Raw genomic sequence first — 24,694 nt, 5'->3', positions numbered from 1 at the left:
TTAAAACGCCAACGTTAGTGTCAGCTTTATACGCAGGTTATCCTTTGCCTCATCAAAAGAGTAAGGGCCATACCGATAAAACGCACCAACACCAATGCCGGAAAAAGTAGAACTGATCACGTTGTTAAGCATTAGTCCAGACTCATAAAAACCCTTGCGCATACTTGTGATTTCTTCAGAGGGAACCTCTGCTATAGTTTGCTCAAGCTCTCCGAAACCAACATTGGTCACTACCACCACGTCTGGCTTAAAAAAGCTGGTACGCAAAAAGCGTTTACCAAAGTTCTGCGAAAAGAAGAGGGCAGCAAACCGATCAGCGAAGAACTCGTAGGGGCGCATAGTTTCGAAACCATCGCCGGAGTATACTTTGTAATTAGGGTTGTAGCTGCCGTAGCCGTTAAAGATCGAGAAGAAAGGGGCATCCCCATCAACTAAACCACCTGCCAGCTTAAAGCTGCTAAGGCCAAAGGTGCGATGCCGTAAGTTAGCCTCCAATCTTGCCTCATACTTATCGTACCTGTAATCCCCGTTTAGCAAATCATCAAGGCCTCGTGTATACTGCAGCCACAGCACCGGATGGTCATTAGCCACAGGCATCAACTGGTTAAACTGCTGCATGTATTTTTCGCCATAGGCATAACGCAGACTTACTACTGCTTCAGATAAATTATAAGTCGGTAAAGGAGCATTTTCGGGAGTAAACAAGGTTGGCCTGTGCTGCTCCTGGCGCAGTTGGGTTTGCACCTGCAGGTAACGAGCCAGCCTACCCGATACGCTTATACTTTTATGGGTGGTATAGTTGAGGCTGGTAAGTACAGCAGGTCGCAGGTCGGTGAGGAGTTTTCGAGACTGGAAAGGCAAGCGCCTACCACCCGGTTCCAGCACATCTTCGAAAAACTGCGCTTCTACCTGGAGCTCCGATGGTTTATGAAGTATAACAGTGGCATCTGCACCATACTTTGCCTCCTCATCTCTAAAACCATAGCCCCAGTAGCCACCAAGTATAAACCGTTCAGAAAACCGATCGTTGGTATGGGCACCCACACCCAACCGTGGGCCCTCAAAAGCATTTGCTTTAAACAGGCGGTTTATGTCAAGGCTAATTGGGCCTAGCGGGATCTGCTTTGCCACCAGGTACTCCATCAACCTGATCGTGCGGTCCAGTTTATCGGCTTTGCCCACGCTATCCATTTTAGTGTAGGTTAGCTGCTCTTTAAGGTTAAGTGAATCTGGGCGGTGCTGTTGGTAGAGGCTCTCCGGCTGCCTGTGCGCATTAGGTGTCTGTTGTAGTGCCACCACACCAAAGTCTGATTTGCGTAGGTTAGGGTTTAGATTAATGTTGGTAATGTAAGTGCGCAGGCGGCCATAAGGTTGATGGCCTTTGAAAGAAAGCTGCGGAATGGTGATCTCCACATCTAGTTCTGTCAGGAACCAACGGTTTTGTAGTCCAATTGGCTCAAATCGCTGCTGTAGTTTTATTCCTCGCTTGTCGTCGTTGGCCGCAGATTGAGCCAGCACATTCTGTACTGCCCAGCCGTTGCTGTTGATGTAGAGCAAACCCTCTAATCCCTCAAAATTCCTGCCCTGCTCTGGCTTATAAGAAATGATAAAAACAGTGTCGCTGCCAATAATATTTGTTTCCTGAAGCACAAAGTTATACTTGCGGGTACTGCCGGGGCTCAAAGGACTAAGATAACGCTTGCCGAAGAATACAGGCATATCTTCATACACAGAGAAATCTCTGCTCTCGGCAGCTACCACGCCAAAGCTAGGCTGCTGCAACCCTGAAACTCGCGTGGCCAATATCGTTTCTTTTGTCTTATCGGGCTTTAAGTAAGCGTAATCGGTTATACTTTCCATCAGGAACAGGTGCTGTTTCGCTAGTAGGCTGCGCATGTTCAGGTAAGCAGAGTCTTGTTCTGAAAGGCGTAACGTATCACTTAAATCTATCTGGCGATCGTCTACTGCGGTAAGTATAAACTTGTTGTAAGTACGGTAAGTATAGGCGGGGATGTTTTCGATGCTGTTCTGGTTACGGTTCTGCCTGGCAAGTCGGATAATACGATGTGCAGGATTCTCTCCGGTGCCTCGCACAATTACCTCCTGCAGCTGCGCTGCTGACGGTTGCAAGTATACATTAACCGTTTCTAGCGAATCGAGGTAGATAACCTGTGGCTCATAGCCTACATAACTAAAGCGCAACGTATAAATAGGCCTGTTGTGGCGCAGCTGGTACTGCCCCTCCAGGTTAGTGGTAGTGCCCGTTTCGCCGTTGTTGGCCGCAATACTCACAAAAGCCAGCTTTTCGTTGGTTTTAGCATCACGTACTACGCCCTGTACGCTTTGCACTTGGGCTGCGCCAGTAGCGGCATACAGTATAAAGTATAAAACAGCAGTTAGGAACTTAGGCATCTGGTAAATATAAAAATAAATAGCGCTTACTCCTGCTACGGAATAAGCGCTATTTAGCTTTATAATGCTTCCTGATTTAGAAAGTAACAGACAGGCCCAAACCTGGCGATCCATTAGGAAGCACAGTTGGTAACACTGTCGTATTAAGGCCTTTGTTCTGGAAAAGCTTGTCGTGCAGCCAGTATACTGTGTTTACTGAAAGGATGCCTACACCAGCACCAGCCAACACATCAGCCATCCAATGTTTGTTGTTTAGTACCCGAAAGGCGCCTGTGGCTCCTGCAATGGTATAACTGCCTACGCTAATCCAGGGGCTCTTGTGGCGGAATTCTTTATCTACAACCGTGGCTATGGTGAATGCATAGGCCGTGTGCCCTGATGGGAATGCATGGTTTTCTCCATTTGGCCGGTCTATGTTCGTTAGCTTTTTAGTTGGCCAAACCAGGGCTGAGGTAAGCGCTCCGGAAGCTAGTAGTAAACCAGTCTGGCGGCCGATGTCGTGGCGGTTTTGCGATGAGAATGCATTAAACCCATACATATAGGCTGCCGGAATGAAAAGCAGGTAATCATCTACCTTCGTTCTGAAGTTAGGGGCATGCTTATGGCGTACATCCCGCAAATCGTGGCTGCTGTAAAAACCATTATCCTGCATCGTATAAATACCCAGCCCTATTAGTGCAGCCGCTGGTACTACAGCCCTCGTTAAAAAACGCTTATTGCTACCTTCTTGCAGCTGAGACCTAGTAAACGGCTTTTTCTGGCCCGGATAAACCGTATCGGCAGGCAGCTGAATTATACTTAGCTCCTTCTTCAGGCTATCCGATAAAGTATGAAGGGTATCTGTTGCTGCTAATGCAGCAGCAGGTGGTGCCGTTGCGGCAAGATTTATACTTTCCGGTAATGTGTCTGTGAAGTTGCGCTGCGACTGTGCCTGACTTACAAATGGGCTTGCAAGCAGCGATACCCAAAGCAGGTGTGCTGTTAGATTCTTAGCTAATCTCAAAGTATAAGTTAGTTTTGAGTTAATAATCTGTATATAAACCCACTAATCGTAAAAATCGTGCCACAGCTGCTGCCGATTTTGTATCTAAACGTTCGTTACTTGTAAATTCTAGTCTGCCTGCGTTTAAAAGGAATGAACTACCATTTATAGAAACACGCTTTATTTGAGAGCTGATAAAGAACAGCCATTAATTAGAATTACCTATCCAATTCGCCAAGAACAATATCTACGGAGCCTACAATAGCAATTAAGTCGGCAACCATACAGCCTTTAGATATTTCGTGCAGCACCGATAGGTTAGAGAAGCATGGAGAGCGGCCATGGCAACGGAACGGCACATCGCTTTTATCAGTGGTTCGGAAGAAATAACCCAGTTCGCCGCGTGGTGTCTCGGCTCTAAAGTATAATTCCTGGCTGCCTGTCATGCGCAATTTCTTAGGACATGCTGCTTGTGGGTCAAAATCTGGGGAGCGTTTGTAATCGCTGGTAAGTTTGTCGAGGCATTGGCGGATAATTTTTACAGACTCGCGGCACTCCAAGGCCCGTACGTAGTTGCGGTCCCAGCAGTCGCCGGTGGTGCCAGCTAAACCTTGCCCGATAGGTATGTCAAACTCTAACTCCGGGTAAACGCTGTAGCCCTCTATGCGGCGCAGGTCATATTTTAAGCCGGAGCCACGCAGCATAGGGCCGGAACATCCGTAGTTAATCGCTACATCCAAAGGCAGCACACCCACATGGGCGGTACGGTCTATGAATATCTTGTTCTCCAGAAGAATCGTATCCAATTCGTCTAGCTTTGGTAGCAGGTAATCTATAAACTCGCGGCAACGCTCCTCAAAGCCAATTGGCAGGTCGTAGTATAAACCACCTACCCAGATATAGTTGTAGAGCATTCGTGCTCCGCTGGTCCACTCCAGCAGGCGCTGTATGTGCTCCCGGTCGCGGAGCATCCATAGGAACGGCGTAAAAGCACCTATATCAATAGCATAAGTGCCAATGGCTACAAAGTGCGAGGCAATGCGGTTTAGCTCCGCCACCAGTACTCTGATATACTCTACCCGCTTCGGAATCTGGTCGGTGATGCCCAGCAGCTTTTCTACACCCATACACCATACATGTTCTGAGTTCATGGCTGCCAGGTAGTCCATGCGGTCTACGTAGGGTATGGTTTGGTTATAGGCCATACTTTCGGCGTGCTTCTCGAAACAACGGTGCAGGTAACCAACATGCGGCACCACATCCTGAATGATCTCCCCGTCGGTTACTACCTCCAGGCGCAACACGCCGTGCGTACTCGGGTGCTGCGGACCCATGTTCACAATCATCTCCCCGGCCTTCAGGTTATCAAGGCTAAACTTGTTCGGCTCTGATTGCAGCAGGTAGTTTTTATAGATCGTAGACGACAAGGAGTTAAAAGTTAAAAGTTAAGAGTTAAGCAAAGTTCGGAAAAAAGGAGGACTTGTGCAGCAGGTAAATGAAAGGTAGTTTACAGCCAAGCGTTTATATATCTTTCACAATATATAGTATATTCGTTAGTCCGATTACGGTTATCTGTTGATTTCGACAAAAAAGCGTATGTTTATTATGTTTATACTTTAGTTAGCAGCAATTTTTAATGAATGAATAAGCTCTTGCAGAATAAGCTTAAAAAAACAAAAAAGGGAAAACATCAAGAAAAGAACTTCTTGGGCTGTTCTGCTTGGCTATTTGATTGGTGGTATTTCAGCTTTATATGCAGGTAGCCAATACAACAAGACGCTTATCGACTTCAAGTTACCCATACTCGTTGCAATTATATTTGGCGTTCTTTTCAGCTTGCTTACAAGCAAATACTTGAAAGAGTATAGTGGCAAAAAGTTTAGGTACTATGGACATCTGTTCTGGTCAATCCTAACCTTCGGCGGTTTTATTACTGGACTTCTCTTTTTGATTAACAGCGTCTTTGGAAAGGAGCAAACAGAGACATTGAAAAAGCCAATCGTGGGTGTAAGTCATGTAAGCAGAAGCGGGTCCGTATATGCTGAAATCAACATGGGAAACTATTCAAAGGACATCAGTTTTGACAGTCGTGAAAAACAACAAGTTGAAGCTGCAAACTACGTGGTTCTTATCACTCAAGAAGGGCTCTTTGGGTATAACATCATCAAAGAAACTACATTAACAAAAGAATAAAAGCTGCTAACAAGGTTCAGCCTTAACCCTTGCTACGCTTCGGGCTTCGGCTGCACAAGCACGTTAGCCAAAAATTGGAATCATAGAAATGAAGAGAAGAACAGGAACAATGAAGAACTTGGGGCTTATTCTGATTTCCGTTCTGTTAATATCATCTTGCAGACAAGCACTCTATGACATTAATTATAAAGGAGAAGAAAATTTCAAATCATTTTATGTAGTTGACACTATAAGCATAAAGAATCCTGTGCGTGTCTTTTCTCAAAAGCATGGTGGAATGTTTATTCTTTCAAGTGATAAACTCAAAGAGTACCGAAATGAAGCAGACTTCTTTCTATCGCCTGATGTCTTCATCTTGGGACAGGATTTATATAGGGATTTGAGCACGGAAGATTTTAGACGTTACAACTATCCTGACCGTGGTGGATGTGAAGTGAGAGAGTCAGAAACTAAAGTTGATGGGTTAGAGATTTATGAATTCGTCAGCCAACCAAGGTTTGTAATGGGCTTGATAAACACGAATTACTATCATGTAAAGCATAATTCTGAAGTCTATTTTAATATTCCTGTAAAGAACCCCAAAACAACATATCACAAAATGGTTTATCCATTGTGCCAGTAGGTTTTGAACATAGAATTCATCTAATAAAAAAGAGTAACTTAAATAAATCTCTGGCTAACAAAGTGCAGCTTTAACCCTTGCTACGCTTCGGGCTTCGGCTGCACGAGTAACGTTATATGAAACCTCATACCAATGAATACCGACCTCGTTTTATACTATAAAGAAAGAGCCCAAGAGTACGAGCAGGTATACCAGAAACCTGAACGGCAGGAGGAGTTGCAGCAGCTCACAAAACTGCTACAAAATACATTTAAAGATAAAACGGTATTTGAGATAGCTTGTGGCACCGGCTATTGGACTGAACGGATCGCCGAAACGGCCCATTATATACTTGCCACTGATGTGAACGAGGCCGTACTGGAGGTTGCTCGAGCTAAAGTATACCCAAACGAAAACGTAAGCTATAAGCAGGCAGACCTGTTTAAGCTTAGCCAGCTGGCAAAGTATGAAAGCTTGTTTGGTGGGTTTATCTGGTCGCATGTTAAGCTGCAGGAGCTGCCTAAATTCCTATGCATTATTAATAGCTGTGTAAACCCTGGTGGTACAGTGGTGTTAATAGACAACAACTACGTAGAAGGCAGCAGCTTACCCATTACACATCAGGACGAGCAGGGCAACACCTACCAGACCCGCACCCTTCGCAACAGCACGGAGCACCGGGTACTCAAAAACTTCCCTGAAGAGGAGCAACTTTATAAGCTGCTAAAGGGACTGGCTAACGATATAAAGCTCACGACCTTTAAGCATTACTGGATGATTACCTACACAACACTATCACAAGTGTAAAATAAGAGACTTCTCTGGCTTTACAACTCATCTATTATTAGAGATCTACAGTAACCTGTATTTGACATAAGCTACACATCAGGCAGATGTATAGTAAATGCAGTTCTGGCTCTTCTCTGCAAAGTATGAATTTCGCTTTCATATTTTTGCGTGGCCCGACTGCAGCAGGTATTCTTTGTAGATAGTAGACAAGGGAGTTAGAACATTAAGCAAAGCATGAAAAATAGGGGGAATTAAGCAGTGATTTGCTGCCATGGGATTTTATTAAAAGTACGCAGTATTTTATATATATTATTAAAATAATATTGTAAATTGATAAGGCTATTGGTAGCTATTAAACCCCACCTGTCGATAATGCCCAGCAGATTGACTACTCCCATAAAACATGAAAAATTTTAAAAAAGCTATTAAAACACTTGTTAAGTGGTGCCTTATAGGGCTATGCGGCTATTGGATTTTAACTACTTTAATATTTGGCCATGCTTATATAGACGAAACAAAATATGAGTACCCCATTTACTGGTCAGGAGTAGATGCTTATTTTAATAATGAAGAAATCGAATTTGCCCTGAATAAACCTGTTGAAGTAAAATTAGAAGGTATAGATGGTCCCTACATCTATGGCAATTATAAATACACTGTAGATATTCAAAATACACTTTTAAAGGAGCCCTTCGATAAACAGCAACCTATACTGGTACAGGTAAAGAATAACGAAAGTGACTCATTTGAGGTAAGCACCAAGGAAGCGCACTATGTTGAGCCACATATTTATGAGTTGCCAAATAAACTTATAGCCATCTCAGATATAGAAGGCAATTTTAACGCCTTCTATAGTTTCCTCCTAAAGAATGAGGTTATAGATAAAGAGTATAACTGGACATTCGGAAAAGGGCACTTAGTGCTTAACGGTGATTTTGTAGATCGGGGAGGCGATGTAACGCAGGTGCTTTGGCTGATCTATATGCTGGAAGAAAAAGCTGAAAAAGAAGGCGGGAAAGTTCATTACATCATTGGTAACCACGAAGTAATGAATCTTTATGGCGATCACTCTGATAAAGACACTAAATACATTGCAGTTGCCAAACAAATAAGTGGAAAGCAAGATTGGGATGAGGCAGGCAGGTACTTGTTCTCAGCGGACTCGGAATTAGGCAAGTGGCTGAGAAGTAAAAATATAGTTGAAAAGGTCGGCGATTATATTTTTGTGCATGCTGGTATTAAATCAAAGCTTATAAAAGAGAATCTGACCATTCCGGAAATAAATAGTATAGCCAGGAAGTATTATGGGCTTCGGACTAAAAAACTTGTATTGAATGAGAAAGAACAACTCATATTGAATTCATATGACAGCCCTTACTGGGATAGAAGCTATGCCATGAACTTGCTGATTGCAGGGGTTTTTGCCTTTAATGATCCTTTTGGAGCTTCTTATCACAAAACTACACAGGATGAAACTGAGGAAATTTTAAAATTCTATAATGCGTCTAAGATGGTTGTAGGACACAATGTTGTTAGCGATATTACCTCAGATTATGATGGTAAAGTCATCAAGATAGATGTAAAGCACAGTCATGAAAAATACAGTGGTAAAACCAAGGGCCTGCTCATCGAAAATGGCATTGAATACAAAGTAGATGATTTAGGAAATAAAACTAAGTTATAGTCTCTAGGCTAGCAAAAGGCTCAACCAAAAAAGCCACTCTTACAAGGCCGATCAACTTGCTTCTGCAGATCAACCAATTTGTAGGTAAGAGAAAATTGATAATTTTCTATATATTGCTTGTACAACCGGTGTAACGTTAGCCCATGAAATTCGCATACATACTTTTGCTCGGCCTGCTGCTCCTGGTCGATATTTTAACCTTTACCGAAGTAGCCTCGCTGGTGCGGGAGCCATCCGACCTGAAAGTCGCCATTGGTCTGGGGCTATTTATTGTGCTCGTAGTAACCAACTTTTTTGTGATTCGTTTTTCCATTAACAAACTTAGATCATAACCATGAACAACACCCGTCAGGTATTTACCTGGATCATCAGCTTTATATTTATACTTGTTTTCTCTATTAGCGCCATGAAATCCTGCACCCGAATAGATGCAGGCCACGAAGGTGTTCTGGTTAAGCTTTACGGTTCCGAAAAAGGTGTTCAGGATGTTAGCCTTGTAACAGGGCGCGTATGGTACAACCCTTTTACGGAAGAGGTATTTGAGTTTCCAACGTTTGTACAGACCGTAGACTACAGCGCCTTTACCGTGAACGCAAAAGATGGTTCTGTATTTACAGTAGACCCTACCATATCTTTTAGAGTTATAGGAGGTGAGAGCCCACGCATTTTCGCAAAGTACCGCAAAGATATAGACCAGATCACACAAACTACCCTCTACAACTATACCCGCGACGCCTTCCGTATCCAGTTTAACCAATATTCTACAGACAGCATCATCTCTAACCGCCAGAGCTTTGAGGACAAAGTACAGATTGCTTTAGACAAAGCGCTGCGCAAAGAGGGCTTTGAGTTGGAGCAGATGACCAGCGGCCTGCAGTACCCGGAGGTAATTGTGCAGGCGGTAAACTTAAAAAACAAAGCGGTGCAGCAGGCTATGCAGGTAGAAAACGAATTAAAAGTAGCCGAGGCCCAGGCCCGCAAGAAAATTGTAGAAGCCGAGGCCGAAGCCCGTGCAAACGAACTGCGCCAACGCACCCTCACGCCATTGCTTATCCAGCAGCAGTTTATCGAGAAGTGGGATGGTCGTACACCGCTGTATGGTAACTCGCCTACCTTCTTTAAGAATGTGCAGTAAAGTATAGCTGTAATTGTGTAAGCGAAGAGGCCGCCGGAAGTATAACCGGCGGCTTTTTTGTTGCGCGGCGGCTGTATCCAACAATTCTTAACCTTGCCTTGTCCAAGGCGAGGAATTTATACTTCCTGCTTCTACTGCCATCGCTATATTTCAATCAATTCCTCATTATCATCTTTGAAAGATTTGTGGGAAGGTAGATTAAGCAGACAATGCAGAAATTATACTTTAACTGTAGTAATTCTTGATTTCCCTGCCTTGGACAAGGCAAGGGTTAGGAGTGGCTGGAAACGGTATTACTCCGGCTTCTCGCGTTCATCCCCGAATTGGTTGTCAGGTTTAATGGTGAGTTTAATTGGTTCGCCACGGAAGCCGCTGTTTTCGTTGTGCTGGTCGTAAGGTACTTTAATGCCGTGGTAGTAATCCTGCAGCTTGTAGTCTTTGCGGAGCGGATGTCCTTCCCAGTCGGCGGCGCAGAGGATGCGGCGCATATCGGGGTGGTTTGTAAAGTAGATGCCCAGCAAGTCAAAAACCTCCCGTTCGTGCCAATCGGCGGTGCGCCAGATGTGGCTTACAGTTGGTACGGCAGGTATACTTTGCTCTGGTGTATTGTTGCGCGGCACCTGCACTTTCAGCATCAGGTGATGGTTGTAAGGTATAGAGTATAGGTTATAGGCTACCTCCATTGTGCCGGCTTCGGGGCCATTATCTATACCTGTAATGCAGGAAAGGAAATCAAAAAAAGTAAGTTCGTTATCGTGCAGCTCCAGGCAAATCTCTGGCAGGCGCTCTGTCTGCAGCACCAGGTAAGGTTGTAAGTGGTCACTCTTAGCATCAAGTATAACCTCAGGGCCAAACGTACCAACTATAAAATCTTTTAACTCCTCGAATACCATAATTCTAAATAACTGAATTAAGAGTGCAGTTCTGCATCAGATACAGACTGGCTTTGCTGTGCTCGTTTCGCCATTATTTGCTGCACGGCTCTTGGAGCACGTATACTTTCCTTGCGGATGATCTCCTGCAGTTTTAGAAAGCCACCGATCAAAGCCTCTGGTCTTGGCGGGCAACCCGGCACATATACATCCACAGGTATAACTCTATCAACGCCTTTTACCACATGGTAGCCGTGCTCCCAATAAGGGCCGCCGCAGTTAGAGCAGCTACCCATCGAGATCACATAGCGCGGCTCCGGCATTTGCTCGTAAAGGCGGCGCACACGGTCAGCCATTTTAAAGGTAACCGTACCTGCTACAATCATAACATCAGATTGCCTTGGTGAGGCCCTGGGTATTATGCCAAAACGATCCAAATCGTAACCTGAGGCATAAGCTCCCATCATCTCTATCGCGCAGCAAGCAAGGCCAAAACCCATCGGGAACAGCGAAGTTAACCGCGCCCAGTTAAGCAGATCGTCCAGCTTGGTGATTACAATGCCTCCTTCTCCGGTTTTATCCAAGGTGATTATGAGTTATAAATTATGATATGCTATTTTATACTTTACGGTTTGCGTCCTGCCGGGCGTTAAACTGCTGATATACTTCCATGGGTATTTTAGAGCGGCTTTGCGGAAGTATAGGTTTGGGCTTTATCCAATCTAAGTGGCCTTTTGCCCAGGCATAGGCAAGACCTAAAACCAGTACTCCGATAAAAATGAACATCTCGATCAGCGAAAACCAACCCCAGGCACCGTCTGTAGCTTCTATTAAATCTTTTCGGCCAAATACCGTTGCCCACGGAAACAGAAACGCCAGCTCCACATCAAAAATGATGAAAATAAGTGCCACCACATAAAAGCGCGGGTTAAACTGTATCCAGGCGTTACCAACAGGCTCCTCACCCGACTCGTATGTCGTTAGTTTTTCCTGGTTCGGGCGGTTTGGGCGGATAAGCCTACTTGTAAGCAAACCAATTACCACGAAGATAGCGCCACCAATCAGGTAGAGCAGTATGGTACCGAAGTCTGAAGTATAGTTTTCTGCCATTGCTTGCAGCTGTTTACACAAATTTACGATAAATTAATTACCCCTCCCCAGCCCTACCCTAAAAACAGGGGAGGGAGTTTTGTTAATCCCTCTTCTTGTTGTCTCACTTGTGTAAACATATTAGCTAAAAAGTATAACCTGCACAAAGCAAAACCGCCTGGGCCATTAAATGACCCAGGCGGTTTTATACTTTAATGCTAATGGCAGTTTACCATTTATAATACCCGTTCTCTTCGCCATCATTTAGTATTTCGGCGGCGGTATTCGGGCTACGGCTAATGTCGTTTAGTTTACGCTCTTTCCAGACAGCGGCAGACTCTCGTACTACCTCCAGGTGCGCATCAGACTTAATGCGTTCTTCTTCGCGTTTGGCCTCTACTTCATACTCTGTACGGGCAAAGAACTTGGCCTCGGCAACGGCATGTCGGGTGTCGTACTGCTTCTGGCGTTCTGCTACTCGCTGCATTTCCTGGGTGGTTCGCTCATGCTCCACTCCTTTCAGAATATCATCATAAGGGCCTTTGCTGGAGATCAGTTTGGTAAAGATCGGTGCTGTTTCCAAGCAAATAAAGAGTAAGGTGATAAAGAAGACCGGCAACCAGGGCAATTCGTCTAGGGCATTGATTCGGGCCATCAAACCATCGTAGTTCGAAAAGCTTTCCTGCCCCTCGGCAACTGTCTCGTCATACTTTGCCATCAGGTTTGCAATGCGCTGTTCTTTTAGCAGTATCCTATCGGCGGCGCTGGCCTGTAATAGTTTCAGTTCTTCGTCTACTTTGTCGTACTGGCGTTTTTTCTCTTCGTAAATTGGGCCTTTGCCTACTTTACCGGTACCACCTGTTCCGTCGGCTTCGGCTGCTACCAGCTCATAAAGCTTGTTACGTTCCTGTACTTTGGCCTCTACTTCCTGCCTGATGCCGGCAATCTCAGACTTTACAGAATCTACCTCAGCAAATTGTTTGCCTACCAATGTCTTGTGCTGTATGGCCAGCTCTGCCTGCTTTTCCTTAAGTATAGCCTGTATCTCCTTGTCGAATATCTTAAGCTCCAGTGGCTTTGAGATTACTACAGCCAGCACCAGCGCCAGTAAGATACGCGGTGTTACCTGCAGCAGTTCTTTCCAGAATTTACCCTCTTTTCGAAGCGTGGAAACAATAAAACGATCGAGGTTGAAAATAACAGCACCCCAAAGCAAGCCAAAAATCAAGGCCAGGTAAACCGTGTCGAAAACAGTATAGAGTGCATAAGCTCCAGAAATTCCCGCGAGCAAGCCCGTGAAAAATACGGTGGCGCCTATGCCCGCATACTTCACATGCTCAGACTTAGAGCATTTTTCAAGAATGGTATCGTCGGCGCCGGCGCACCACCAAAAGAATTTCTTCATGTAAATAATTATCTGTACAGATTAAAACTGGCTCAACTGCAGTTAGTTACAGTATAACGCACAATTTACCCACTTGCGTATTTTTGATTCTGTAAATGTGACGAATGAGCTATAAAATGTGACGAACTTGCGGTTAATCCGGCAACAGAAGCGGCAGATACTTAAGTTCAATCTATGCCAGAGTCCTTTAACTTGTCGTATAGCAACAACGACGCTGCCGCACTGGCCAAAACCATGCGGGTATCATTAGAGAGGTCAGACCTCATCCATACTTTACCGTTATTCACCACCTGAACGGCTGCGATCACTTCTTCGTCATCTTTAAACTCGTAACCCACAATGTCGCCTGTCGGAATCTTTTGGCCTTCGAATTTATAAACTGGTGCTACTTTATACATTTTAACTCCATTTATAACCTGGCCCTCAAACTTATTGCGAGCCAGGTAATGGCCGGGGTCAACTGTTACGAGCTGCCACTGGCCACTTTCCGGAGAGGTAAAGTAACTGGCGTAATACTCTTTGTTGGCAGCTAATTGAATGGTGAGACCGTTATTTGATTTCAGGTTTTTCTCGTGCAGTTTGCTAGCACCGAACACGTACCACTCTCCGCCATTCTGTGTGTCCTGCAGGCTGAACTCATACTTTTGAGCAGACTTTACATTGTCGTAACCCAGGATATTAAAGCCGCTGCCTCTCTTCCAGCCCCTGTGCACATTGGCTACAGTATAATCACCAATACGAAAATCGCCGTTAGGCTTTAAAACTTTGCGGCCCTCGATAGGTAATTCCTGGGCCTGAGATTTGAAGTTTGACTCTACGGCCATTTGCGGCACAGAGCACGCTGACAACAATAGCACAGCTGCTACTGCAGCCGTTGAAAGGTACTTTTTCATAGTTTTGTAGATGTAGCTGAATTAGTTGTGTAATATAGTTAATGTAAGTATAGCCTTAGCATATATAGTGCCAGAAGCTGCTATAGCTAAAGGCTGAAACAAAAAAGGTGGAAAGCTACTACAGCCTTCCACCTTTCTAACTCTTTAACTTTATACTTTTTTACCTATTCCGCGTCTTCGTCAGGTAAGATCTCTACATCCTGCACCAGCACAAAATTCTCTATCTCGCGGGCTCTTGGTGTGTTGGCTAATCCGCCTTCAGCAGTCTCTTTATACTTTCGTTCCATACTTTCGCCAACCTCGCCAAGGGCTGCCACACACTGGTCTACAGGTATAACAGGATCTACGCCGGCAATAGCCAACTGCGACGAGGAGTAGGCAATGGCCGCTGCACTGGCGTTGCGCACAATGCAGGGCACCTCTACCAGGCCAGCCACAGGGTCGCACACAAGGCCAAGCATGCACTGAATGGTAATGGCTACGGCATTAAACACCTGCTGCACATCTCCGCCCAGGCAGTACACAATAGCACCGGCTGCCATGGCGGCGGCGCTACCCGTTTCGGCCTGGCAACCACCTACGGCACCAGCCAGTGATGCATTCTGCTCTATGATCAGGGCAATGCCGGCAGCAACCAGTAAGCCTTCGTGTATTTTTCGGTCGTCGAGGTGGTGTAGCTCCTGAAGCGTGGTAAGCGTACCCGGAAGTATACCAGAGGCACCAGCTGTTGGGGCGGCTACCACGCGGCCCATACACGAGTTTACCTCTTTGGCGCCCAACGCACGCGACACCAGCATCTGAAACTCCGGAGATAGCACTGTTACCGGTGAGTTGGCTACTTTTTTAGCACTATTATTCACCATGCCGGAGCGCGAAGTCATGTTTTCGGTAAGGCCGGTTTGTACGGCATCTTTCATCACTTCATACGCTTTGGCAATGTTTTCCCAGATAAATTCTTCTGTGCGGCCCTTCTGCTCAATTTCGTACTCCAGCACAGGCTGGTAAAGCGGCTCTCCGGTTTCGGCGCAATGCTTTTCCCAGCTCTTAAAATCATTGAATAATAACGACATCCTGTTTATTTCTTAAGTATAAGCCAACGCCCGCTGCTACGGGGGCGGCCAATATAGTCACAAATTTGCAATGCAGCTAACGCTACTCTAAATAACAAAACCAGCAGTATAAAATGTTCGGTAGTGTTAAAGTATACTTCGCCTTAACCCCTTTAGCTGCAACACGTTCAAAAGCAGTAGTTTGTTTAAATTTTGGATCAAATGGGAGAACATAAGAAACACATTGCCATGCGTGTGCATGGCAAAGTACAAGGAGTATTTTTTAGAGCCAGCACACAAGAGAAAGCCGAAGCATTAGGCCTTACCGGCTTCGTGCAGAACGAAGACAATGGTACCGTATACTTAGAGGCCGAAGGAGACGAAGAGGCACTTTGTAAACTGCAGCAATGGGTGCACGAGGGGCCAAAGAACGCAAAAGTAAGCCGGGTTGATATTAAAAGTATTAAGGATCTGAAAGGGTTTGATGGGTTTGAGCAGAGGCGGTGATTATGGATTATGCTGAAATAGATTAGAAGTTATTATCTTAGTATAATTTTTAGCTAATGATAATGAAGTTCCCTCAGTCACTGCATCTAATTGAAGAATTCAAGAAGTCAGAAAATTACCTTCTTATCAAAGATATCGAAAGCATTAGACGCTCCTTTAAAATTTTCAATGGGAACTATAATGATTTAAAGGCTGCTCTTTGGGAGCACAATATTAGAAGTGTTGATAATACTTTATGGGAGATCAAAGAGGTTCATTGGGATCTTCAAGACAAGTTAATCAGATTACTGTTCAATTTTTGTTCCGCTGCAGCAGCACTAGTCCCTCACACAAGGAACCACAAGGATAGGCTATACATGCAGACTGACCAAATTTACGTTGAATATGAAAAAAAACTAGATAAAAGTTTTAGGAATAACTCTTTACATCATTTTGTAATTGGCCTTAGAAATTTCATAAGTCACGATAAATTACCTGCTGTAATTTCTGTAAGAAAACATGATAGTGGGACTACTAGTACGTCCTTCAGCATAGTCAAGTCATCACTAGAAGTAGAAAACGATGATTGGAAATCTAAGGCAAAAGAGTTTTTAAGTCTTCAGCCTAATTACATTAATGTTGAAGAGCTAGTTGATCAATATTTTTTGTCAGTAAAAGAGCTACATAATTGGTATAGTAATAGGCAGCTGCAACATCATAAAAAAATTTATACGCAGGTAATTTCTGAAAAGAAGACCTTACTCAAATTGGCTACAGAAGATAGAATTACCACAGCCTTGCCTTTTGATCAAGAAGACATTGAAAGAGAAGAGCAAATATTAATGTCATTATAACGCCCCATGCTCCGCACCCTCCTACAGCAAGTCCCATACTTCACCCCAGAAGACATAGATGCCTTTTTGCCGCTCTGGAAGAAACACGTGCAACTGAATAGGTATGATTTTTTAATACAACAGGGGCAGGTTGAGCAGGGGTTATACTTCGTAACAGCTGGTGCGCTACGCATTTATTATCCTCTCCCCGATGAAGAGATATGTGTTGGCTTTGGCTATCCCGGCACCTTATTGGTTTCGTTTCCGTCTTTTGTAAATAGCAAGCCTTCTGCTTATTACATCCAAGCCTTAAAAAAGAGTGAATTGATAGGTATTACCAAACAGGATTTTGTGCAACTCATGGAGCAACGGCCAAATATCAAACGCTTCTGGTATGAACAACTGGAGCAGGCGCTTGTGGGCAAGATAGAGCGTGAGGTAGATTTATTGCTGCCAGAACCAGAACAACGTTTGCAGCGCGTGATGCAGCGCAGTCCGCACCTGTTCCAACACATCCCCAAAAAGTATATTGCTTCCTATCTGCGTATGTCTCCGGAAACGCTCAGCCGCTTAAAGTATATTTAATTAATAGCCTTACAGCAGAGAATTGTAATAATTTACCAAACCTGCCAGGGCTTCATCATTCTTTAGGTCTAAGCGGTTGGTTTTAATATATGCCTCAATCTCTTTTTCGTTGTCACTCAAAGCCTTAAGTATAGATTTTTTGTCTTTTTTTATTTTGGTAAGCTTATCGTTTTTGGCAATATAGTAATGTGTATCCGAATGAAAAGTCTTTACCTTGGTGGAAGAGCCATAAGGAAGCTCCTCAAATATGTTTTTTGAGGTTCTTTTTAAAAGCTGCACCTGCCCATCAGCAAGCACTTGGTAATAAGTATGCGGGTTGGCTGCGTCAACAGGAATAAACCCTTTTCGGAATAGATGTTTTTTGGAATTTGCACCGTTGATAGTAAACTCCATGATTTGCTGCACAAATTTGTTAGGCTCGCCGTTACCGCTCTTAAAGATTAGTTCGTCGGCAACCTGATCATACATCAGTTCTACTCCTTCATAAGTAACCCCTTTGTCGGTAGTAACACTACCTTTCATCCAAGTTTCGTAAAGATAGGCAGAGCCCCTAACATCGGTGTAGGCTTTTTCTAAAAAGGGCTGGCCCATTTGGTCTACGATAGCAAACTGCGCAGACGCACTTGTAATAGCAGCAAAAGCCAGGGCAACTGAAAATGTCAATCGGGAAATAACTTTGTTCATAGCTGAAAGCTTAATATTCATCTAATTTAAATATTTTCTATGAAATGTATAGGCAAAGTATGAGTTTTAAAATTATATATGATCAACAAATTGTAAAGTATAAATCTTGATTTGCATCAAGGTTTAGGGGTGAAGGCTGTGCTACTTTTGTAGCGTACAACATAAAACTATGAAAACCATGAACACGTTAGAGCAAATTGCCCAATCAAACAGAAGGCTTACAGAAACAGTAGCTACAGAGTTTTCAAAACTGGATATGGCAGCCTTGAATCATAAGCCAAGCCCGGAAAGTTGGAGCATATTGGAATGCCTGGAGCACCTAAACCGCTACAGCCGCTACTATAACCCTGCTTTGGCCAAAGCTATTGCCCAAAATGGAGATGGCACTTTTCTAGAAAGTATAAACCACAGCTGGTTAGGTAAAAAATCGTTGGAGATGGTGCGGCCGCAGAACATGAAGAAGCACAAAACTGTAAAGCACATGAATCCAAACAACAGCCAGCTGGGCCGCGCTACCCTAGATGAATTCCTGAAGCACCAGCAGGAATTGCAGCAGCTACTACAAAATGCAAAAGGCACTAACCTAAACAAAAAAGCTGTTCCGGTGGAGTTCTTTAAACTGTTGAAGCTACGAATCGGCGAAACGCTAGAGTTTGTAGTAACACACCAGGAGCGACACGTGCAACAGGCACTGCGGGTAAAGCAGCTACTGGCGAAGCAGATGGCAGCTTAAGTATACAGCTAGTGCTGGTGCCTTGCTAGGCAACTACAGCTGTACTGCTATTTCCTGTTTCTCGCCGGTGGTAAGGTCTATTTCGTAAAGCTGATGGCTGTTGGTGCTGGTTGCCCAGAGTTTACCATTCAGAAAGATGATGTCGTTGGGCTCGCTGAGGCCACTGGCAAGGGTATAGATTTTGTTTCTGGATACATCAAACTTCTTGATCTTGCCATTGTAGGTGTCTGCGATATAAACGTCGCTGTCAATAATCTCCAGGCCAACGCAGTGTTGTAGCAAAGCTTCGTCTACGTGACCGTCGGTATCGCCAAAATCAAACAATCCTCTTCCAAGCGGGGTAAGCACCATGCCAGTTTTCAGGTTCACTGTACGTATGGCGCTTGCCTCGGCATCGGCTACATACAGTACATGCTCGTTGTGAGCAAGGCCACTTGGTTGGTTAAAAGCTGCTTCGCGTAAGGGGCCATCGGTTAAAGCTTCGCGGCCGGTGCCGGCAAAACGGTATACTTTTTCTGTGTTTAGATCCATGCGCAGAATCTGGTGGTTGCCGGCATTTGCTATAAACATACTGTCGCCGTAAATGAGCAGGTCCCAGGGGCTGTTGGGGTTTACAGGCTCGTTCAGCCTATCATCCAAAAAGTAATACTCCAGGTCTCCGGTACCGGCAGCTGTGCTTACCATTTTGTGTTTCAGGTCTACCTTCCGGATGGCGTTGTTCTTGGCGTCGGCAATGTATAAGGTATCGCCGTGCAAGGCCATGCCGTGCGGCTCGTAAAAAGTTGAGTCTGCATAGCCACCGTTGTTAAAGCCTTGTTCGCCGCTGCCAATTACCTCCAGCACTTGCCCTGCCTGGTCTAACTTTAAAATGCGGTTATTTCCGCTGTCGGAGAGGTAGATGTTATGTTCGTGGTCGCTGATAAGTTTTGAGGGAAAGTATAAGCCTGTCGCATCTTTTGCAGGTGCCTTAAATCTAAATGGCTCATAATTTAGCTGGTCTTTAAACTCCTCTTTCAGCTTCTGGATGTAAGGGTGCACCGTATCATAAACACCTTCGCCGGCATGCTGGCCGATAACTTTTCCATTTGGGTCTATCAATACAATGGTAGGCCAGGCACGCACGCCGTAGTAGTTCCATACTTTGTAGTCGGCATCATTCACAACGGGGTGCTCTACAACAAACTTCTTGATGGCCTGCTCTATAGTTTCGTTTTGTTTTTCTGCATCAAACTTAGCGGAGTGTATGCCAATCACAACTAATATATCGGCATACTCTTTTTCCAGGCGCTTCAGGTCAGGTACAATGTGCTGGCAATTAATACAGCCAAAAGTCCAGAAATCCAGCAGCACAATTTTGCCCCTAAAGTCTTTTATTGACCAGTCTCTGTCGGTGTTAAGCCAGCCATATTTCGTGGAGATTTCCGGTGCATTTACGCGGCCTGTCAGCATAGTATAAGTTTGTCTTTAGTTGTAGCTTCGCTTTTAATCCTACAGTTTAATCATAGTAAATGTTTTCTTTAAAAGTCTGTCACGAAAGTATAAAGTAAGGCTACGGATAAGTTTTTCTGAATTGTTGTTCCTATAGTTGGTCTAAAATTTTAACTTGTAGAGCACATAACCACTTCCCCTCATGACAGTTTCTAAAATGGCGCAAAACCTGATCGGCTCCGAAATTATTCGGGTGGCTGGCGAGGTAAACGCAATGATCGCAAAAGGTGAGCCTATCTGCAACCTTACTATCGGCGACTTTAACCCAAGCATATACCCGATACCCGCAGCATTACAACAGGGCATAACCAAAGCTTACGAGCAAGGGCATACAAATTATCCTCCGGCTAATGGCGTGGCAGTACTGCGCAAAGCTGTCGTAGCTTTTACGAAAGAAAAACTGGGGCTTGAGTACCCGGAGAATGATATATTAGTTGCAGGTGGATCCAGGCCATTAATCTATGCTACGTACTTAGCGCTTATTGATCCCGGAGACAGCGTAGTATACCCTACACCCTCGTGGAACAACAACCACTATTGCCATTTATCCGGTGCCACACCCGTAGAGGTAAAAACAAGGCCAGAGAATAACTTTATGCCTACTGCCGAAGATGTAAAGCCGCACCTGAAAGGGGCTACCATGCTGGCACTTTGCTCTCCTCTTAATCCAACTGGCACCATGTTCTCTAAAAAAGATTTGGAGGAAATCTGTGATTTAGTACTGGAGGAGAACCATAGCAGAGCAGAAGGAGAAAAGCCGCTATACATCCTCTACGACCAAATTTACTGGATGCTTACCTTTGGTAACACCGAGCACTACGACCCGGTAAGCCTGCGCCCCGAAATCAGGGATTATGTAATTTATATTGATGGTACTTCCAAGTGCTTTGCCGCAACCGGTGTGCGTGTAGGTTATGCTTTCGGGCCAGCAGAAGTAATGGACAAGATGAAATCCATACTTGGGCATGTGGGAGCCTGGGCACCTAAGGCAGAGCAAATGGCAACAGCTGAGTTTCTGCAGCAGCCGCAGGCCGTAGATGGCTTTATGGATGAGTTTAAACCAAAGATACAGGAGAGCTTAGATGTGCTTTATAACGCATTTCAGGAGTTAAAAGCAGATGGATTTCCGGTAGACGCTATTGCGCCAATGGGTGCTATTTATTTATCGGCTAAGTTAGATCTTGCTGGTAAAACTACTCCTGATGGTAAAGTGCTGGAGACAAGCCAAGACATAACATTTTATGTGCTGCAAGAAGCAAAACTAGCTGTTGTGCCGTTCTCTGCCTTTGGCTCCAGCCGCGATCTTAACTGGTTTAGGCTATCAGTAGGCGGTGCTTCTATTGAAGATATTACGGCTTCTTTGGGAAGATTGAGAAGTGCCTTGGAAAAATTGAAGTAACTTATACTTTAAATGCGGCAGCATACTTTAACAACGGAGTATGCTGCTGTTCTTTTATACTTATTGTAGATTTTTAGTTCTGCTAAATTTACTAGCTGCTGTTCCCTCAGTCTTGTATACTTTCGCCTCTGGCTTGGTATCCTACTCCAACCATAGCATTGAGTTTTGGATACCTAGCAATCTTAAACAATATAAAGCGTGAGTTTTGATGTGTAGATACAAGTCATAATCTCATCTGTGGTTAATAACCCTGTTTATATTTTCAAATTCTACCTATCCTGATCTAGATAATTGATATCTGGCGGTTTATACTTTCTTCGAGGGAGATGAAGGTTTCGGTGCGCTGCACACCGCCTATCGGTTGTATTTTCTCATTTAGCACTTCGCGCAGGTGGTTAGTGTCGCGGCAGATTATTTTAACAAACATGCTATAAGAGCCTGTAGTATAGTGCAGTTCTACTATTTCCGGTACCTGCCGCATTTGTTGTACAGCATCTTTATACTCAGAGCCTTTTTCAAGAAACACTCCTATAAAGGCACAGATGTCAAAACCGATGGCAGCAGGGTTAATAATCAGCTGAGATCCTTTTACCACACCCATTTCGGTTAACTTCTTCATCCGCACATGAATTGTTCCACCTGAAACATTTAGTTCTTTAGCTATATCGGTATAAGCGCGGGTGACATTGTGCATCAGCAGGTTTAAAATCTGCCTATCCAGATTATCAATTTCATAATTCATACGCCTCTATACTTTGTCTTTTTTACAATGTTACAATATATGGGTGATTATATTTAATAATTCGCAAACTTAAAAAATAATTATTATAAAATTTACAATTATATGAATCGTTTTTTAGATTTGTTAAGTATAAAACTTTAAAAATTTAACAAATTCTTAAAAAATGGAATTAGAAACACTTGCCAAACCTAGCTTGCTGGATGCAACGCTAAAACACTTAAGCCGTCCTAACCTTTCGAAAGTGCTACAAGTGCAGCAGGGGATTATCCGCGCTACGCATGAGTTTATGTTTAAAAAAGGCCTGACGCAACTGATGCCACTCATGCTCTCTCCGATTACCGACCCGCTGAACCATGGTGTAGTAGATGCTAGCATAAGTTATGCAGACCGCCGCTGGAGTCTTACCAAATCAATGATCTTCCATAAGCAATTGGCCTTGCTAAACTCGGAACTAAGCAGTCTGTACATTGTGTCTCCGAACGTGCGCCTGGAGTTCTCTGACCGTGCCGATACCGGTCGCCATCTGTTTGAGTTTACCCAGGTAGACTTTGAGTTTAAAGGCAAGGACAGATTTTTTGTGATGGAGTTTGTAGAGGAACTGGTAAATTACATTTTTACAAAGCTGAACGCCGAAATACCAGAGATTCTGCTGGACCTGCGCGGCGAACTGCTGCCACTTTACGAGAAGTGGCCTGTGTACCGCACCGAGAAGTTAGAAGCCGCACTTGGCCCGGATTACGAGCGTATCAAATCTGAAGAAGCAACCGCTCCATTCTGGCTGCTAAACCACAAGCGCGAGTTCTACGACAAAGAGGACCCAGCAAAACTAGGAACATACCTTAATTACGATATCATCTGGCCAGAGGGCTTTGGAGAGGGTTTATCGGGTGCAGAACGTGAGCATGAGTATAAACAAATACTAAAACGCATGGACGAGACAGGCACCGACAAAGAGGCTTTTAAGTTTTACCTGGAAGTGGCAAAAGAAACAGGCATACCTAAAACTGCCGGTGGCGGCTTTGGCGTAGAGCGCATGACACGCTTTATCTGCCGCCTGAAAGACATAGACGAAGCTACTGTTTTCTCACGTAAACCATTTACGCCAGCAGTATTTTAAATGAAGAAAGAAGTATGGATGACAATAGCGATAATGCAGATAATCCTGCAAATAATAAGGTAACATAAACGGCCTGCACCAATTAAGATGCAGGCCGTTTATATATACTTTTTTCTAACCTCTTCTTTCTTTCCAAAGTTGGTTAAAAGATTTTTTAGGAACTTGCAGCGGTTCGCGGCGCTTGCTCCAGGTGTCTTTCTGCACGTAGCGTAACATAAGATTCTTAACGCCGGCTGGAGCCAAGTTCATCAGCTTGCGGTTTTTCATAGCTTTTAACCAGAACTTAAAAGCCGTTTTCTCCTGGCTCTCGGCTAAGCCCTGGTCCACGCTTTGCTTGCGGTTTAACAGTAGCAGGTTGTGTATATTAATCTTAACCGGGCAAACGGAAGTACAAGCTCCGCAAAGCGAACTGGCAAAGCTTAGATGCTTGTTATCGGCCATGCCACTCAGGTGCGGGGTAATAACCGATCCTATTGGCCCACTATAAGTGGTTTCGTATGTATGGCCGCCAATGTTCTTGTATACCGGGCAAATGTTAAGGCAGGCACCGCAACGGATGCAATTCAGTGCCTCGCGTTTCTCTGGTAAAGCCAGCAGTTCTGTACGGCCGTTATCCAACAGTACAACATACATCTCTTCTGGTCCGTCCATTTCTTTTGGCTGGCGCGGACCTGTCATAATGGTATTGTAGATGGTCACATTCTGTCCGGTGCCGCTGGTGCTTAGTAGTGGCCAGAAAAGATCCAGGTCCATTACAGACGGAATCATCTTCTCGATACCTACAATGGCAATATGTGTTTTCGGGAAGGTGGTGGAAAGACGGGCATTTCCTTCGTTCTCTGTTACGGCTATGCCTCCAATATCTGCAATCAAGAAGTTACCTCCTGTTATACCTACCTCTGCAGAAGTATACTTTTCGCGCAGCAGTTTACGGGCTACGCCTACAAGTTCCTCGGCGTTATCGGTTGGTGGTATACCTAGTTTGCGCACAAAAAGCTCTGCAATGTCTTTTTTAGACATGTGCATGGCTGGTGTTACAATGTGGTAAGGGCGCTGCTCTGCCAACTGCACAATGTACTCACCAAGGTCTGTCTCTACCGTCTCAATGCCATTTTTCTCCAAGTATTCGTTCAGGTGAATCTCTTCGGTGATCATGGATTTGGACTTCACGACAGAGCGGGCACGCTTGCGCTTCATTATTTCACCTATCTCTTTCAGAGCCTCCTGGGCGTCGCGGGCCCAGATTACCTTGCCGCCACGGGCAGTAAAGTTAGCCTCAAACTCCATCAGGTACTTGTCTAGGTTATTGATGGTGTTTGTTTTTATAAAAGAGCCGCGCTCGCGGGCTAGTTCGTGGTCGCTGTATTGGGTGAGGCCACGCTGCACAGCGGCATTATACTTGCCGATATTGAACTTAATGGTTGCGCGGTGGCCTTGGTCGAATGCTTTTGTCTCTGCGTCCAGCAGAAACTGTTTCAGTTTACTCATACTGTATCTACCCTACGGTTTTTGGGTGCAAAGGC

The 24,694-nt window shown here is 44.5% G+C and carries 25 protein-coding genes; 12 read left to right on the top strand and 13 right to left on the bottom strand.

The window, feature by feature from the left end:
• The 3 genes from WG943_RS16765 to WG943_RS16755 all read right to left on the bottom strand — a co-directional run bounded on the left by WG943_RS16765 (window position 1) and on the right by WG943_RS16755 (window position 4,740).
• A complete protein-coding gene (locus WG943_RS16765; RefSeq protein ID WP_340410762.1) occupies window positions 1-2,412 on the bottom strand; it encodes a DUF5686 and carboxypeptidase-like regulatory domain-containing protein in 2,412 nt (803 codons plus the stop codon).
• 76 nt (window positions 2,413-2,488) lie between these two features.
• The gene (locus WG943_RS16760; RefSeq protein ID WP_340410760.1) at window positions 2,489-3,415 is read right to left on the bottom strand and encodes a phosphatase PAP2 family protein; all 927 of its coding nucleotides are present in this window, start codon (window positions 3,413-3,415) and stop codon (window positions 2,489-2,491) included.
• 197 nt (window positions 3,416-3,612) lie between these two features.
• A complete protein-coding gene (locus tag WG943_RS16755; RefSeq protein ID WP_340410858.1) occupies window positions 3,613-4,740 on the bottom strand; it encodes an NADH-quinone oxidoreductase subunit D in 1,128 nt (375 codons plus the stop codon).
• Between the two features lie 382 nt (window positions 4,741-5,122).
• Here WG943_RS16755 and WG943_RS16750 point away from each other — a divergent pair, with 382 nt between their 5' ends.
• The 6 genes from WG943_RS16750 (at window position 5,123) to WG943_RS16725 (ending at window position 9,796) form a co-directional block, all read left to right on the top strand.
• Window positions 5,123-5,587, top strand: a complete 465-nt coding sequence (locus tag WG943_RS16750; RefSeq protein ID WP_340410759.1) for a hypothetical protein — start codon at window positions 5,123-5,125, stop codon at window positions 5,585-5,587.
• An 88-nt stretch (window positions 5,588-5,675) separates the two neighbouring features.
• On the top strand, window positions 5,676-6,209 hold the full coding sequence (locus WG943_RS16745) for a hypothetical protein (protein ID WP_340410758.1): 534 nt from the start codon (window positions 5,676-5,678) through the stop codon (window positions 6,207-6,209).
• 132 nt (window positions 6,210-6,341) lie between these two features.
• A complete protein-coding gene (locus WG943_RS16740) occupies window positions 6,342-6,995 on the top strand; it encodes a class I SAM-dependent methyltransferase (protein ID WP_340410757.1) in 654 nt (217 codons plus the stop codon).
• 385 nt (window positions 6,996-7,380) lie between these two features.
• On the top strand, window positions 7,381-8,661 hold the full coding sequence (locus WG943_RS16735) for a metallophosphoesterase (RefSeq protein ID WP_340410756.1): 1,281 nt from the start codon (window positions 7,381-7,383) through the stop codon (window positions 8,659-8,661).
• Between the two features lie 143 nt (window positions 8,662-8,804).
• Window positions 8,805-8,993, top strand: coding sequence for a hypothetical protein (locus tag WG943_RS16730; protein WP_340410755.1), 189 nt, complete (start codon window positions 8,805-8,807; stop codon window positions 8,991-8,993).
• Between the two features lie 2 nt (window positions 8,994-8,995).
• Window positions 8,996-9,796, top strand: a complete 801-nt coding sequence (locus tag WG943_RS16725) for an SPFH domain-containing protein (protein WP_340410754.1) — start codon at window positions 8,996-8,998, stop codon at window positions 9,794-9,796.
• A gap of 293 nt (window positions 9,797-10,089) precedes the next feature.
• On the opposite strand, the gene WG943_RS16720 is transcribed toward WG943_RS16725, so the two are convergent.
• The 6 genes from WG943_RS16720 to sdaAA form a co-directional block, all read right to left on the bottom strand.
• The gene (locus WG943_RS16720; RefSeq protein ID WP_340410753.1) at window positions 10,090-10,689 is read right to left on the bottom strand and encodes an NADH-quinone oxidoreductase subunit C; all 600 of its coding nucleotides are present in this window, start codon (window positions 10,687-10,689) and stop codon (window positions 10,090-10,092) included.
• A 17-nt stretch (window positions 10,690-10,706) separates the two neighbouring features.
• Window positions 10,707-11,258, bottom strand: a complete 552-nt coding sequence (nuoB, locus tag WG943_RS16715) for an NADH-quinone oxidoreductase subunit NuoB (protein ID WP_445323643.1) — start codon at window positions 11,256-11,258, stop codon at window positions 10,707-10,709.
• A 28-nt stretch (window positions 11,259-11,286) separates the two neighbouring features.
• Complete coding sequence (locus tag WG943_RS16710) at window positions 11,287-11,778, bottom strand: NADH-quinone oxidoreductase subunit A (protein WP_340410752.1); 492 nt, start codon at window positions 11,776-11,778, stop codon at window positions 11,287-11,289.
• A 208-nt stretch (window positions 11,779-11,986) separates the two neighbouring features.
• Window positions 11,987-13,162, bottom strand: coding sequence for a DUF4407 domain-containing protein (locus WG943_RS16705; RefSeq protein WP_340410750.1), 1,176 nt, complete (start codon window positions 13,160-13,162; stop codon window positions 11,987-11,989).
• A 167-nt stretch (window positions 13,163-13,329) separates the two neighbouring features.
• The gene (locus tag WG943_RS16700) at window positions 13,330-14,055 is read right to left on the bottom strand and encodes a hypothetical protein (RefSeq protein ID WP_340410748.1); all 726 of its coding nucleotides are present in this window, start codon (window positions 14,053-14,055) and stop codon (window positions 13,330-13,332) included.
• Between the two features lie 164 nt (window positions 14,056-14,219).
• Entirely contained in the window at window positions 14,220-15,125 is a 906-nt protein-coding gene (gene sdaAA / locus WG943_RS16695; protein ID WP_340410747.1) for an L-serine ammonia-lyase, iron-sulfur-dependent, subunit alpha, read from the bottom strand.
• Window positions 15,126-15,326: 201 nt separating this feature from the next.
• On the opposite strand from sdaAA, the gene WG943_RS16690 reads away from it, so the two are divergent.
• The 3 genes from WG943_RS16690 (at window position 15,327) to WG943_RS16680 (ending at window position 17,008) form a co-directional block, all read left to right on the top strand.
• Complete coding sequence (locus WG943_RS16690) at window positions 15,327-15,611, top strand: acylphosphatase (protein ID WP_340410745.1); 285 nt, start codon at window positions 15,327-15,329, stop codon at window positions 15,609-15,611.
• A 62-nt stretch (window positions 15,612-15,673) separates the two neighbouring features.
• On the top strand, window positions 15,674-16,444 hold the full coding sequence (locus WG943_RS16685; protein WP_340410743.1) for a hypothetical protein: 771 nt from the start codon (window positions 15,674-15,676) through the stop codon (window positions 16,442-16,444).
• A 6-nt stretch (window positions 16,445-16,450) separates the two neighbouring features.
• The gene (locus WG943_RS16680; protein WP_340410742.1) at window positions 16,451-17,008 is read left to right on the top strand and encodes a Crp/Fnr family transcriptional regulator; all 558 of its coding nucleotides are present in this window, start codon (window positions 16,451-16,453) and stop codon (window positions 17,006-17,008) included.
• A 9-nt stretch (window positions 17,009-17,017) separates the two neighbouring features.
• Here WG943_RS16680 and WG943_RS16675 read toward each other — a convergent pair whose 3' ends face one another.
• Complete coding sequence (locus tag WG943_RS16675; protein ID WP_340410740.1) at window positions 17,018-17,692, bottom strand: hypothetical protein; 675 nt, start codon at window positions 17,690-17,692, stop codon at window positions 17,018-17,020.
• A 169-nt stretch (window positions 17,693-17,861) separates the two neighbouring features.
• Between WG943_RS16675 and WG943_RS16670 the strand changes: the two genes are divergently transcribed.
• A complete protein-coding gene (locus WG943_RS16670) occupies window positions 17,862-18,425 on the top strand; it encodes a DinB family protein (protein WP_340410738.1) in 564 nt (187 codons plus the stop codon).
• A 33-nt stretch (window positions 18,426-18,458) separates the two neighbouring features.
• On the opposite strand, the gene WG943_RS16665 is transcribed toward WG943_RS16670, so the two are convergent.
• Complete coding sequence (locus WG943_RS16665) at window positions 18,459-19,874, bottom strand: thioredoxin-like domain-containing protein (protein WP_340410737.1); 1,416 nt, start codon at window positions 19,872-19,874, stop codon at window positions 18,459-18,461.
• A 181-nt stretch (window positions 19,875-20,055) separates the two neighbouring features.
• Between WG943_RS16665 and WG943_RS16660 the strand changes: the two genes are divergently transcribed.
• Window positions 20,056-21,312 (top strand): pyridoxal phosphate-dependent aminotransferase, encoded by a 1,257-nt coding sequence (locus WG943_RS16660; RefSeq protein ID WP_340410735.1) that lies wholly within the window; start codon window positions 20,056-20,058, stop codon window positions 21,310-21,312.
• A 283-nt stretch (window positions 21,313-21,595) separates the two neighbouring features.
• Here the strand turns inward: WG943_RS16660 and WG943_RS16655 are convergent, their stop codons facing one another.
• A complete protein-coding gene (locus WG943_RS16655; protein ID WP_340410734.1) occupies window positions 21,596-22,054 on the bottom strand; it encodes an Lrp/AsnC ligand binding domain-containing protein in 459 nt (152 codons plus the stop codon).
• A 163-nt stretch (window positions 22,055-22,217) separates the two neighbouring features.
• Here WG943_RS16655 and WG943_RS16650 point away from each other — a divergent pair, with 163 nt between their 5' ends.
• A complete protein-coding gene (locus WG943_RS16650; protein ID WP_340410733.1) occupies window positions 22,218-23,171 on the top strand; it encodes an asparagine synthetase A in 954 nt (317 codons plus the stop codon).
• 114 nt (window positions 23,172-23,285) lie between these two features.
• On the opposite strand, the gene WG943_RS16645 is transcribed toward WG943_RS16650, so the two are convergent.
• A complete protein-coding gene (locus WG943_RS16645; protein ID WP_340410732.1) occupies window positions 23,286-24,659 on the bottom strand; it encodes a LutB/LldF family L-lactate oxidation iron-sulfur protein in 1,374 nt (457 codons plus the stop codon).
• Between the last annotated feature and the right edge of the window lie 35 nt (window positions 24,660-24,694).

Source organism: Pontibacter sp. H249 (assembly GCF_037892465.1).
GTDB lineage: Bacteria > Bacteroidota > Bacteroidia > Cytophagales > Hymenobacteraceae > Pontibacter.
Note: the sequence above shows the minus strand (reverse complement) of the source record. Positions and strands in the feature narration are given on the sequence as shown.